At 60.5% G+C, this 11,695-nt stretch carries 11 protein-coding genes and 1 pseudogene; 7 read left to right on the forward strand and 5 right to left on the reverse strand.

Annotated features, from left to right (window positions below):
* Nucleotides 1-21: 21 nt before the first annotated feature.
* Both ACPJXG_RS11405 and ACPJXG_RS11410 read right to left on the reverse strand, forming a co-directional pair.
* Complete coding sequence (locus ACPJXG_RS11405; RefSeq protein ID WP_425254308.1) at nucleotides 22-1,200, reverse strand: pyridoxal phosphate-dependent aminotransferase; 1,179 nt, start codon at nucleotides 1,198-1,200, stop codon at nucleotides 22-24.
* A gap of 83 nt (nucleotides 1,201-1,283) precedes the next feature.
* Entirely contained in the window at nucleotides 1,284-1,718 is a 435-nt protein-coding gene (locus ACPJXG_RS11410; protein WP_425254309.1) for a putative toxin-antitoxin system toxin component, PIN family, read from the reverse strand.
* Nucleotides 1,719-1,748: 30 nt separating this feature from the next.
* Here ACPJXG_RS11410 and yaaA point away from each other — a divergent pair, with 30 nt between their 5' ends.
* Nucleotides 1,749-2,519 carry a peroxide stress protein YaaA gene (gene yaaA, locus ACPJXG_RS11415; protein ID WP_425254310.1) on the forward strand — a complete coding sequence of 257 codons (771 nt, stop codon included), beginning with the start codon at nucleotides 1,749-1,751 and terminating at the stop codon, nucleotides 2,517-2,519.
* Nucleotides 2,520-2,615: 96 nt separating this feature from the next.
* On the opposite strand, the gene ACPJXG_RS11420 is transcribed toward yaaA, so the two are convergent.
* Nucleotides 2,616-3,419, reverse strand: coding sequence for an outer membrane protein assembly factor BamD (locus tag ACPJXG_RS11420; protein WP_099403105.1), 804 nt, complete (start codon nucleotides 3,417-3,419; stop codon nucleotides 2,616-2,618).
* Nucleotides 3,420-3,508: 89 nt separating this feature from the next.
* Between ACPJXG_RS11420 and ACPJXG_RS11425 the strand changes: the two genes are divergently transcribed.
* Both ACPJXG_RS11425 and pgeF read left to right on the forward strand, forming a co-directional pair.
* A complete protein-coding gene (locus tag ACPJXG_RS11425) occupies nucleotides 3,509-4,534 on the forward strand; it encodes an RluA family pseudouridine synthase (protein WP_034781141.1) in 1,026 nt (341 codons plus the stop codon).
* On the forward strand, nucleotides 4,534-5,319 hold the full coding sequence (gene pgeF, locus ACPJXG_RS11430) for a peptidoglycan editing factor PgeF (protein WP_425254311.1): 786 nt from the start codon (nucleotides 4,534-4,536) through the stop codon (nucleotides 5,317-5,319). Before ACPJXG_RS11425 ends, pgeF begins: the two co-directional genes overlap by 1 nt.
* A gap of 16 nt (nucleotides 5,320-5,335) precedes the next feature.
* Here pgeF and ACPJXG_RS11435 read toward each other — a convergent pair whose 3' ends face one another.
* Nucleotides 5,336-5,557, reverse strand: a complete 222-nt coding sequence (locus ACPJXG_RS11435; RefSeq protein WP_307789224.1) for a hypothetical protein — start codon at nucleotides 5,555-5,557, stop codon at nucleotides 5,336-5,338.
* Nucleotides 5,558-5,799: 242 nt separating this feature from the next.
* Here ACPJXG_RS11435 and phaC point away from each other — a divergent pair, with 242 nt between their 5' ends.
* The 4 genes and pseudogenes from phaC to ACPJXG_RS11455 all read left to right on the forward strand — a co-directional run bounded on the left by phaC (nucleotide 5,800) and on the right by ACPJXG_RS11455 (nucleotide 11,218).
* On the forward strand, nucleotides 5,800-7,521 hold the full coding sequence (phaC, locus tag ACPJXG_RS11440) for a class I poly(R)-hydroxyalkanoic acid synthase (RefSeq protein WP_425254312.1): 1,722 nt from the start codon (nucleotides 5,800-5,802) through the stop codon (nucleotides 7,519-7,521).
* 225 nt (nucleotides 7,522-7,746) lie between these two features.
* Nucleotides 7,747-8,310 (forward strand): polyhydroxyalkanoate synthesis repressor PhaR, encoded by a 564-nt coding sequence (gene phaR, locus ACPJXG_RS11445; RefSeq protein ID WP_010399000.1) that lies wholly within the window; start codon nucleotides 7,747-7,749, stop codon nucleotides 8,308-8,310.
* Nucleotides 8,311-8,504: 194 nt separating this feature from the next.
* The gene (gene rimO / locus ACPJXG_RS11450) at nucleotides 8,505-9,860 is read left to right on the forward strand and encodes a 30S ribosomal protein S12 methylthiotransferase RimO (RefSeq protein ID WP_219312916.1); all 1,356 of its coding nucleotides are present in this window, start codon (nucleotides 8,505-8,507) and stop codon (nucleotides 9,858-9,860) included.
* A gap of 190 nt (nucleotides 9,861-10,050) precedes the next feature.
* A pseudogene (locus ACPJXG_RS11455) lies at nucleotides 10,051-11,218 on the forward strand (cystathionine beta-lyase).
* Nucleotides 11,219-11,257: 39 nt separating this feature from the next.
* Here the strand turns inward: ACPJXG_RS11455 and ACPJXG_RS11460 are convergent.
* Complete coding sequence (locus ACPJXG_RS11460; RefSeq protein ID WP_035819646.1) at nucleotides 11,258-11,620, reverse strand: DUF4870 family protein; 363 nt, start codon at nucleotides 11,618-11,620, stop codon at nucleotides 11,258-11,260.
* Between the last annotated feature and the right edge of the window lie 75 nt (nucleotides 11,621-11,695).

The following is an 11,695-nucleotide window of genomic DNA, read 5'->3' on the forward strand; positions in this document are numbered from 1 at the left end:
GAAGCCATGTTCAGTGCTCGGTTATATGCTGCGCAGGCGCTCCAGCGCCAGGCGCAAGGTCTCGTCTTTCTTGGCAAAGCAGAAGCGCACGATGCCCGACTCCTTGCCCTGCGCGTAAAACGCGGAGACAGGGATGGCCGCCACCTTGATTTGCGTCGTCAGCCATTCGGCGAACTGGGCTTCGGTCTCTTGCGAAATGGCATCGTAGCGTACGCACTGGAAATACGTGCCGTCGGCAGGCAGCAGGGTAAAACGGCTGCCCGCCAGGCCGTCGCGGAACAGGTCGCGCTTGCGCTGGTAAAACGCGGGCAAGTCCAGGCAGGGCTGCGGGTCGGCCATGTAGCCGGCCAGGCCGTGCTGCATCGGCGTGTTGACGCTAAATACGTTGTACTGGTGCACTTTGCGGAACTCCGCCGTCATGGATGCTGGCGCGGCGACATAGCCGATCTTCCAGCCCGTCACGTGATAGGTCTTGCCGAAGCTGGAGACGATGAAGCTGCGCGCCGCCAGTTCCGGGTTGCGGCTCAATGAAGCGTGCGGCACGCCGTCGTACACCATGTGTTCGTAGACTTCGTCGGAGAGTATCAGAATTTGCGTGCCGCGCACGATGTCGGCCAGCGCGGCCACGTCGGCGGGACGCAAGATCGTGCCCGTCGGGTTGTGCGGCGTGTTGATGATGATCAAACGCGTCTTGCTGCTGACGGCGGCGGCCAGGGTGTCCCACGGCACGCTGTAACCGTGTTCACCCACCTCCATGGCCACCAGCACGGGCACGCCGCCAGCCAGGGCGATGGCGGGCAGATAGCTGTCGTAGGCTGGTTCGATGACGATGACTTCGTCGCCCGGGTGCACGCAGCACAAAATGGCCGTGGTCAGCGCCTGCGTGGCGCCGGCCGTGACGGTGATTTCCGTGCCGGCGTCATAGCCGTGGCCGTACAAGCTGGCGATCTTCGCGGCAATCGCCTCGCGCAGGGGCGCGGCGCCCGTCATCATCGGATACTGGTTGTGGCCGGCGCGCATGGCGTCGCTGACGAGTTCAAGCAGTTCTGGCGCGCAATCGAAGTCGGGAAACCCCTGGCCCAGGTTGACGGCGCCATGCTGGGCCGCCAGGCTGGACATGCGGGTAAACACGGTGGTGCCCACGAGAGGCAGGCGGCTGGTCAGGGCGGGAGTCGTGTAGGGCAGGGACGGGCTGTTCATGAACGGTAGGGGCGCGGTGCGGAAAGTGGAATCGTGTCCCATTCTAGCGCAGCGCGCCCCGTTGCGTGTGGGGCTTTGGCGGCTCAGCCTGGCAAGGCCCAGCCTTCCGGCACCATGATCTTGAACATGCCGGCCTTGGCCGTCTTGCGGGCCAGTTTCAGCAGGGCCTTGTCCTTGGTGATGAGGATGTCGGCGTTGGCGTCGCGCGCCAGTTCGAGGAATTTCTGGTCATCCTTGTCCGTGCAGACGGGCAGGCGCACGCCAGAGACGGGCGGGGCAACGACGCTGATGTGGGCGTCGAAGCGGGCGGCTGCAATGGCGCGGCTCGCTTCATCGAGCGGCAAATGTTTGTAATGCAACACGACCAGATATTCCGCGCGGCAATCTTCGCGCGTGATGGCATGCACGGCGCCGCTTTCCATGGCCGCCAGCAGGCCCGCCCAGCGCGGGTCGTTAAAGACGAACAGGTCGAGGCAAACGTTGGTGTCGAGGACGAGTTTTTGTGGAGCAGGTATCATGTCGGCAATTCTATTCTGTAGTGATAATTTATGTTGATCGTGCTTTCGCCCGCCAAGAGTCTCGACCTGGAGACGCCGCCAACAACCTCGTTGCACAGCACCCCCGATTTTCTCGATCATTCCGCTCAGCTGATCGAGCGCATGCGCCAGTTTTCCCCTAGCGAAGTGGGTAGCCTGATGGGCATTTCCGACGCCTTGTCCGCTCTCAACGTGGCCCGCTACGCTTCCTGGACACCCCAGCTTGACGACGCGCGCCAGGCCATCATGGCCTTCAATGGCGACGTGTATGCCGGTTTCGAGGCGCGCAGCCTGCAGCCGGCCCAGCTCGACTATGCCCAGTCGCGCGTGCGCATCCTGTCGGGCCTGTACGGCTTGCTGCGCCCGCTGGACCTGATCCACCCGCACCGCCTGGAAATGGGCACGCGCCTGTCGACCACGCGCGGCAAAGATTTGTATGCGTTCTGGGGCGACACCATCACCAACGGCCTGAACCGCGCGGCCAGGGAGCAGGGCGCCAAGGTGCTGGTCAACCTTGCTTCCGAAGAATATTTCAAATCCGTCAAGCCGCGCCAGCTGGACGTGCCCGTCATCGCGCCCGTGTTCGAGGACTGGAAGAACGGCAAATATAAAATCATCTCGTTCTACGCCAAGCGCGCGCGCGGCATGCTGGCCCGCTATGCGGCCGTCAACCAGATCCGCGATCCGCAACAGCTGAAGCAGTTCGATGTCGACGGTTACGCGTATGTGCCGGAGGCGTCGAACGACAAAAACTGGGTGTTTCGGCGCAAGGTCGGAGAATAACCCTAAAGCAAATGCTGGGGTCGTACCCTCAGGGTACGACCCCGGATTTTGCCGTTGGGATAAGAAAAAACCGGGCTAGCCCGGTTTTTTCTTATCTTACTGCCAGAATTTCCACCACTTGCGTTCCTTGTTCACCCCTTCCGGGCTGAGGAATGCCGTGTTCGGGTAGTTCTTGGTCAGCACGCGCAAGGCGTCGTCGCGCAGGTCGGTCAAGCCCAGCTTGTCATACGAGCGGTACATGATGAACAGCGCTTCTTCGATGGCCGGCGAGGCACGGAAGTCGCTGACCGTCGTTTGCGCGCGGTTGGCGGCGGCCAGGTAGGCGCCGCGGCGGAAGTAATAGCGCGCCACGTGTACTTCGTATTTCGCCATGGCATCGATCAAATAGTTCATGCGGGCCAACGAATCGGGCGCATATTTACTATTCGGGAACTTGTCGACCAGTTGCTTGAAGGCCGCAAACGCTTCGCGCGTGGCTTTCGGGTCGCGCTCGGTCGGATCTTGCTCGTACAGGAAGTTCAGGAAGCTGATCTGGTCATTAAAGCTGATCAGGCCACGCAAGTAGTACATATAGTCCACATTGGCGTGGTTCGGATGCAACTTGATGAAGCGTTCGACGGCAGCCAGTGCCTGCGCCTGGTCTCCCGCCTTATAATACGCGTAAGCGATCTCCATCTGCGCTTGCAGAGCATAGTTGCCGAAAGGATAGTTAGCCTCCAGCTTCTGGAACAGGCCGATTGCAGCTTCATAGTGCTGCCCGGCCATTTCTTCACGCGCCTCCGAGTATAATTTCGTAACGGACCAGTTTTTGGTCTCATCCACTTTTTCAGGCAACAAGCTGCAAGCGGACATGCCGAGCAGAACGACTGAAGCGACTACCAACGATAATTTTTTTTGCATGACGTTTTGCAAGAAGGTTTTAACCAAGATTTTACAATAGGCTGATTATAGCCGATGGGAATGCTGTGATATTAACTCCGAAGCCTAATTTGGCTGACCCCGCGTTTGACTCCCTTTCTGACCATGCTGCCGAAGAGGCGTTTGACGGCGATTTTGCCGCCGACGACGTCTTCGAGGAAATGGCCCCGATTACATTGGAACTGACGCCGGACGCCTGCGGCCACCGCCTCGATAAAGTCATCGCCCAGCTGGTGCCGCAATACTCGCGCAGCCGCTTGCAATTGTGGCTGGAAGCCGGTTTCGTGACCGTCGATGGAAAAGTTGCCAAACGCAACATGACCGCCTATGGCGACGAGAAGATCGTCATTCTGCCGCAAAGCGCGCCGGAAGACGAGGCTTTTAAGCCGGAAGCGATGGAATTGAACATCGTGCACGAAGATGAGCATATCATCGTCATCAACAAACCGGCCGGACTGGTCGTGCATCCGGGCCCCGGCAACTGGTCTGGCACCCTGCTCAACGGCTTGCTGCACCACTGCCCGCAACTGGCCGGCGTGCCGCGCGCCGGCATCGTGCACCGCCTGGACAAGGATACGAGCGGCCTGATGGTGGTCGGCAAGACCCTCGCTTCGCAAACGGACCTGGTGCGCCAGTTGCAGGCGCGCACCGTCAAGCGCGAGTATTTCGCGCTCGTGTGGGGCACGCCGAAAATGGCGGGCACCATCGACGCGTCCATCGCGCGCCACCCGCGTGACCGGGTCAAGATGGCCGTCTCGGAAAACTTTACGGCCAAGCCTGCCATCACGCACTATGAATTGATCGGCAGCGGCGAACTCGACCGTCGTCCCGTGAGCCTGATGCAATGCCGTCTGGAAACAGGCCGCACGCACCAGATCCGCGTCCACATGCAGCATCTGGGCTTCGCGCTGGTCGGCGACTACGTGTACGGCAAGCAGCATCTGGTGTCCGTGTTCTCGCGCCAGGCGCTGCAGGCGCGCCGCCTGGGCCTCGTGCATCCAGGTACCCTGGAAGCGTGCGAGTGGATCGTGCCGCTGGCAGATGATTTCGCGCAACTGATCGCCACGGCCGGTATTCCCGAGCCGGAACAGGTCTGATGACGTCGCCGTTGCCTTGCCTAGTACCCGATTGGCCCGGCTTGCCCGCGAACGTGGGCGCGCTGGCGACCGTGCGCGCGGGCGGCGTCAGCCAGGAACCATATGGTGACGGGCAGGGCGGCGGTGGCTTGAATCTGGGCACGCACGTGGGCGACGAGCCCGCACACGTGGCCGCCAACCGCGCGCGGCTGGCGGCTATCTTGCCTGCCGAGCCGGCCTGGCTGTCGCAGGTGCATGGCGTGGCCGTGGCCGATGCTGGCAAGCTGGACGGCCATGTGCCGGACGCCGACGCCAGTATTGCCGCCTTGCCTGGCGCCGTGTGCGTGGTGATGACGGCCGATTGCCTGCCTGTGCTGTTCTGCTCGACGGATGGCCTCGTCGTCGGTGCGGCCCACGCGGGCTGGCGCGGCCTGGCCAATGGCGTCTTGCAGCGCACGGTGGCCAGCATGCGGTCGCAAGGTGCGACGGATATCCTCGCGTGGCTGGGGCCGGCCATTGGTCCGCAGCAATTCGAAGTGGGGCAAGACGTGCTGCAAGCGTTCCGCGACGGCGCGCGCGATGAGGCGGAACGGCAAGTGTTGAGCGCTTCTTTCGCCGCCATCGCTGGCAAGCCGGGCAAGTACCTGGCCGACATGTATGCGCTGGCGCGCACCATGCTGCTGCGCGATGGCGTGGCGCAAGTGGCGGGTGGGGAATATTGCACCGTGAGCGATGCGGCGCAGTTTTACTCGTACCGGCGCGATGGCGTCACGGGAAGACAGGCCAGTTTGATCTGGCGCAAATAATCTGCACGGCAGACACTTATGTGTCTGCCGTTTTTGTTTTATCGTCTGCTGAGGCAAGTGCGCGGGCTTTTAGCTCGGCCTTGCGTTTGCGTCTCCGCGAGCCCGTCAGATAGAATAGGATGGACAGGGGGATGACGCAGTACAGCACGAAGGTCATCACCCCGGCGACGATGGACGGTTCCGTCAGCGCCATGAGGCCGACGACATAGATCCAGGCAACAGCGGTCATGAGCATCATCGGTATTGGCAGTCAGTAAAAGTTTGCATGCAGGTGATCCTAAAGTATTTATTTTTCGACTACGTTTCGGCGCCGAACAAAACCGTAGCGAGCGGAAGGGAGAGGTGGCTAAGAAGCGCAACCGTACTCTAGTACGGTGAGCATCGCAGGCCGCCTATACCGACGCGCAGTAGGTTTTGTTCGGCGTCCCTCAATCTTGAATGGACTTACATACATCTATGAACATGCCCGATCCTCAAGCAATGACCAAAGAATGGATGGCGCAGATCAGCAATCCTGAGCAGTGGAAGACGTGGTTCAACATGGTACCGCAGCCCCAGGGCAATCCGATTGCCGGCATTTTGCAGGATGCGGGTGCCGGCATCAAGCCGGAAGTGATCGAGCAACTGAAAAATGCCTACGTGGCCAAACTGACGGGCTTGTGGGCCGACTTTATGGCCGGCAAGGCGCCGGAGCTGAAAGACCGCCGCTTCGCCGCGCCCGCCTGGCACGCCAGCCCCCTGTCGGCCTTCAATGCGGCAGCTTACCTGCTGAATGCGGAGTTTCTCAGCGCCATGGCCGATGCCGTGGAAGCGACGCCGCACCAGAAGCAAAAGATTGCGTTTGCCGTGCAGCAAATCGTCGACGCCATGTCGCCCGCCAATTTTCTTGCGACCAATCCCGACGCCCAGCAAACCCTGATCGAGACCAAGGGCGAGAGCCTGGCCAAGGGCTTGAGCAATATGCTGGCCGACATGCAGAAGGGCCGCATCTCGCAGTCCGACGAGTCGGCCTTCGAAGTGGGGCGCAACGTGGCCACCACGCCGGGCACGGTGGTGTTCGAGAACGCGCTGTTCCAGCTGATCCAGTACACGCCAAGCACCCCCACGGTACATCAGCGGCCGCTGCTGATGGTGCCGCCATGCATCAATAAATTCTATATCCTTGACTTGCAGCCGGAAAATTCGCTCGTGCGCTATGCGGTGGAGCAGGGTAATACCGTGTTTCTGATGTCCTGGCGCAATCCGGACCTGAGCATGCAGCACCTGACGTGGGACGATTACGTCGAGCAAGGCGTGATCGAAGCCATCCAGGTCACGCAGGACATTTCCGGCCAGGACAAACTGAATATGTTCGGCTTTTGCGTGGGCGGCACCATCGTCTCGACGGCGCTGGCTGTGCTCAAGGCGCGCGGCGAGAATCCGGCCGCCAGCCTGACCTTGCTGACCACCTTCCTCGATTTCTGCGACACGGGCGCGCTCGACGTCTTCATCGACGAGCCGCAAGTGGCGCTGCGCGAGCAGTCCCTGGCCAAGGGCGGCCTGATGTCGGGCCGCGACCTTGGCAGCACTTTCTCGAGCCTGCGGCCGAACGACCTCGTGTGGAACTATGTGCAATCGAATTACCTGAAAGGCAAGGAGCCGCCCGCGTTCGACTTGCTGTACTGGAACGGTGACGGCACGGGCTTGCCGGGTCCCATGTTCTGCTGGTATCTGCGCAACACTTACCTGGAAAACAGCCTGAAAGTGCCGGGCAAGCTGACGGTGGCCGGCGAAAAGGTCGACCTGAGCAGTATCGACGCGCCCGCTTTCATCTACGGTTCGCGCGAAGACCATATCGTGCCCTGGGGCGCGGCCTACGCCAGCACGGCCTTGCTGAACCCGAAAAAACCGAAAGCCAACCGCTTCATCCTCGGCGCTTCGGGCCATATCGCCGGCGTGATCAATCCTGCCTCGAAGAAAAAGCGCAGTTACTGGAGCAATGATGCAGCTAAAACCGCCCGCACGGCGAAAGCCAAGCCCTTGACTGCCGAGCAATGGATGGAAGGCGCGACCGAGCACGTGGGCAGCTGGTGGCCCGAATGGGCGGCCTTCCTGGCCGAACACGGCGGCGCGCAGGTGAAGGCGCCAGCCAAGCCGGGCAACAAGCGCCACGCGGCAATCGAGCCGGCGCCGGGGCGGTATGTTAAAGTCAGGGCGGACTAGTTTACAAAAGCTTCTCGCCAGGCAAGACCGGCGTAATCTCCGGTCTTGTCAGGAATCTACTCTTAGTTGCGTTGCAATAAATATGGGAATCTACTACCCTGATGTGCAATGGAGCCATTTTCCACTCTATAATGGAAAAAGTAGGCAGGTGCGAAAGCGGACCCACGTTCGCTTTTTTTTCGGATTAACTCAGTATGCGCTGCGGCGCAATAAGTGGAACTTGTGATGAGTAGTGCAAAAAAAAGTATAGACCGCCTGATTAAAAAATATCCCAACCGCCGTCTGTATGACACGCAAACCAGTTCCTACATCACCTTGACGGACGTCAAGCAGCTGGTGTTGGACAATGAGGTGTTTACCGTCGTCGATGCCAAATCCAATGAAGATTTGACGCGCAGCATCTTGCTGCAAATCATTTTGGAAGAGGAAGCGAATGGCGCGCCGATGTTCTCGAGCAGCGTGTTGTCGCAGATCATCCGCTACTATGGCCACGCCATGCAGGGCATGATGGGATCCTACCTGGAAAAGAACGTGCAAGCGTTCACCGATATCCAGCACAAATTCACGGGCACGTCGGCCGGCAGTTTCGAAGGCAAGCCATTCAGTCCGGAAATGTGGACCCAGTTCATGAATGTCCAGGGCCCGATGATGCAAGGCATGATGAACAACTACATCGACCAGAGCAAGAGCCTGTTCGTGCAGATGCAGGAGCAGATGCAGAGCCAGAGCAAGAATCTGTTCGGCACGTTCCCGTTTGTTCCGCCGGTGCCGCCAACGGACAAAAAGTAGTCCATGCCACACGCTCACCGGGCGCTTTGATCGCCCGGGAGTTGTATCGGCGTCATCAAAACAGCATAGTTCTGTCAGCTAAGGGCGGCTCGGGGTACAATAGCCGATTCGCCTCACCATTTTACTAGCTGCCAACTATGTCTGAAATTCACCGTATTCCCGTTCCTTCCGCCCAGCCCGAGGCCATGCTGGCCATGCCAGGTGCGGCGCCGAAAGTGGGCTTTGTCTCGCTCGGCTGCCCGAAAGCGCTGGTCGACTCCGAACAAATCCTGACCCAACTGCGCGCCGAAGGCTACGAAACGGCGAAATCCTACGCTGGCGCCGATCTGGTGATCGTCAATACCTGCGGTTTTATCGATGCTGCCGTGCAAGAGTCGCTCGACGCCATCGGCGAAGCGCTGGCTGAAAACGGTAAAGTCATCGTCACTGGTTGCCTGGGCGCCAAGAAAGATGCTGCCGGCGACGACATCATCATGAAGGTGCACCCGAAAGTGCTGTCCGTCACGGGCCCGCACGCGCTGGCCGAAGTGATGGATTCCGTTCACTTTCACTTGCCGAAACCGCATGCGCCATTCCTCGACCTGGTGCCGCCGCAAGGCGTCAAGCTGACGCCGAAGCACTATGCTTACCTGAAAATTTCCGAAGGCTGCAACCACCGTTGCAGTTTCTGCATCATCCCGTCGATGCGCGGCGACCTCGTCTCGCGTCCGATCGGCGAGCTGATGATCGAAGCGGAAAACCTGTTCAAGGCTGGCGTCAAGGAATTGCTGGTCATTTCGCAAGATACCTCCGCGTATGGCGTGGACGTGAAATTCCGCTCCGGCTTCTGGAATGGCCGTCCCGTGAAGACGCACATGACCCAGCTGACGGAAGCGCTGGGCGAGCTGGCCAAAACCTACGGCGCCTGGGTGCGCTTGCACTATGTGTATCCGTACCCGCACGTGGACCAGATCATCCCGATGATGAGCGGCGGCCACATCCTGCCTTACCTCGACATTCCGATGCAGCACGCGCACCCGGATGTACTGAAACGCATGAAGCGTCCGGCCAGCGGCGAGAAAAACCTCGACCGCATCCAGGCCTGGCGCGCCATCAACCCGGACCTGACCATCCGCTCGACCTTCATCGCCGGTTTCCCTGGCGAAACGGAAGCGGAATTCGAGTATTTGCTCGACTTCCTCAAGGAAGCGCAGATCGACCGTCTGGGCTGCTTCGCCTATTCGCCTGTCGAAGGCGCGACGGCCAACGAAATCGCCAATCCCGTGCCGGAAGAGCTGCGCGAAGAGCGCCGCGGCCGCGTCATGTTGCTGCAGGAAGAAATTTCCAAGAAACGCCTGCAAGCCAAGGTCGGCAAGACTGTGCGCGTGCTGATCGATGAAGTCACCCGCTCCGGCGGCGTGGGCCGCTCGTCCGCCGACGCGCCGGAAATCGATGGCGTCGTGTATGTGAAGCCGCCATTCGAGCCGCACCGCAAGCTGGCGGTGGGGCAATTCGTTGACGTGACCATCACGTCGGCGGATGCGCATGACTTGTGGGGCGCCGCCGAGTAAAAAACGTCCATGCCGGCGTTGCGCTGCCTTGCCGTACAGTAAGGTACTGTCTTCGGCAGCGCGCCTTGGCCTGAACGTTTTTTATGCAGGTGTAACACTCTGTCATGTGTACGGCGTACAGGGCGTAAAGCCCTTACAATCAAGGCGGATCAGCAATTGCTGATCCGCCTTTTTTTTATTTCCCGACGCCATGACCCAGACCAAATCTCCGCAAACCGCGCTGATCCACAGCGATTACCAGGCGCCGCAAGGCTTTGCCGCGTTTCCCAACGCCATTCATCACGCATCGACCGTGCTGTTCAAGGATGTGGCGGCCATGCGCTCGGGCGACTGGAAAGAGAAGAACGCCTACACCTACGGCTTGCACGGCACGCCCACCACCTTCACCCTGGAAGCGCGGCTGGCCGAGATCGAAGGGGGGCAAGTACTGCCTGCTGGCGCCGTCTGGCCTGGCGGCCATCGCCATGGCGGATTTTGCCCTGCTGAAAACGGGCGATGACGTTTTATTACCGGAAAATATCTACAACCCGAACCGCGAACTGGGACGCTGGCTGGCGCAGGATTTCGGCATCACGGCCCGCTATTACGATCCGCTCATCGGCGCCGGCATCGCCGCCCTGATCCAGCCCAACACCAAACTGATCTGGACGGAAGCACCGGGTTCCGTGACGATGGAAGTGCCGGATTTGCCCGCCATCTGCACGGCCGCCCATGCGCGCGGCGTGCTGGTGGCGTTGGATAACACCTGGTCGGCCGGCCTGGCCTTGCGCGGCTTTGACCTGGGCGTGGACATCATCATGCAGGCGCTGACGAAATACCAGTCGGGCGGCTCCGACGTGCTGATGGGCGCACTGATCACGCGCGAGCGGGCGCTGCACGAGCGCCTGGCGCTGGCGCACATGCGTCTGGGCATGGGCGTGGGGGCGGACGACGCCTATCTGGTGCTGCGTGGCTTGCCGACCATGAAGCTGCGCTTTGACGCGCACGATGCGGGCGCGCGCACGGTGGCCGCCTGGCTCAAGGGGAGAAGCGAGATTGCCACGGTGCTGCATCCGGCTTTCGACGATTGCCCCGGCCACGCCATCTGGCAGCGCGATTTCACGGGCGCGGGCGGCCTGTTTTCCGTGCTGTTCGATGCCCGCTATACAGAGGTGCAGACGGACCGCTTCGTCGATGCCTTGCAATTGTTCAAGATTGGCTACAGCTGGGGTGGCGCGAACAGCCTGGTGATGCCGTACCGAATCGCCGCCATGCGCAAGGGCTGGCAGTTGCCGGGCCAGCTCGTGCGCCTGAACGTGGGGCTGGAAGCACCGCAGGATTTGATCGCCGATATCGAACGGGCGTTCGCGGCGATGTAGCGGTGTGCGGGCAAGCACGGTGGCTTGCCCGCACAGCCGTTACATGGGGACGGGGCTGTTGTTGTTCAGGTCGATGAAGCCGCGCAGCAGGCGGTACGCCTTCCACAGCCAGGCCACGCCCCACACGAGGAAGGCCAGCGGAATGCCGATGATGGTGACCCACAGCACGGCGCCGAGAACGATCCAGGCCAGATACCACCAGAAGGAACGGATCATCCAGCTGTGATGGCTGTACACGAAGGTCCCGGCCGCCTCGCCCCGCTTCACATAATTGATGATGAGCGGAATGAAGGAAAACGCGCCCAGCGAAAACACAAAGCTGGCGCCATGTATCAGGTACAACCACCAGGCCAGGTTTTTGGTCTGCTGGAGTTGGGTATCCAAAATAATATCTTGTGACATGAAAGCTCCCGTCGTTGCTCAATTTTTAATTGTAACAAGCAAAGCGGGGCAGGAGCGCAGTCCATGCAAAAAGGC

The sequence above is a fragment of the Janthinobacterium sp. NFX145 genome, assembly GCF_049810325.1.
Taxonomy (GTDB): domain Bacteria; phylum Pseudomonadota; class Gammaproteobacteria; order Burkholderiales; family Burkholderiaceae_D; genus Janthinobacterium; species Janthinobacterium rivuli.

Coding starts and splice junctions, on each gene's coding strand:
- phaC (WP_425254312.1), top strand. CDS start 5,800: ATGACCAAAGAATGGATGGCGCAGATCAGCAATCCTGAGCAGTGGAAG.
- ACPJXG_RS11460 (WP_035819646.1), bottom strand. CDS start 11,620: ATGTCACAAGATATTATTTTGGATACCCAACTCCAGCAGACCAAAAAC.
- ACPJXG_RS11405 (WP_425254308.1), bottom strand. CDS start 1,200: ATGAACAGCCCGTCCCTGCCCTACACGACTCCCGCCCTGACCAGCCGC.
- phaR (WP_010399000.1), top strand. CDS start 7,747: ATGAGTAGTGCAAAAAAAAGTATAGACCGCCTGATTAAAAAATATCCC.
- rimO (WP_219312916.1), top strand. CDS start 8,505: ATGCCAGGTGCGGCGCCGAAAGTGGGCTTTGTCTCGCTCGGCTGCCCG.
- ACPJXG_RS11420 (WP_099403105.1), bottom strand. CDS start 3,419: ATGCAAAAAAAATTATCGTTGGTAGTCGCTTCAGTCGTTCTGCTCGGC.
- pgeF (WP_425254311.1), top strand. CDS start 4,534: ATGACGTCGCCGTTGCCTTGCCTAGTACCCGATTGGCCCGGCTTGCCC.
- ACPJXG_RS11435 (WP_307789224.1), bottom strand. CDS start 5,557: ATGATGCTCATGACCGCTGTTGCCTGGATCTATGTCGTCGGCCTCATG.
- ACPJXG_RS11410 (WP_425254309.1), bottom strand. CDS start 1,718: ATGATACCTGCTCCACAAAAACTCGTCCTCGACACCAACGTTTGCCTC.
- yaaA (WP_425254310.1), top strand. CDS start 1,749: ATGTTGATCGTGCTTTCGCCCGCCAAGAGTCTCGACCTGGAGACGCCG.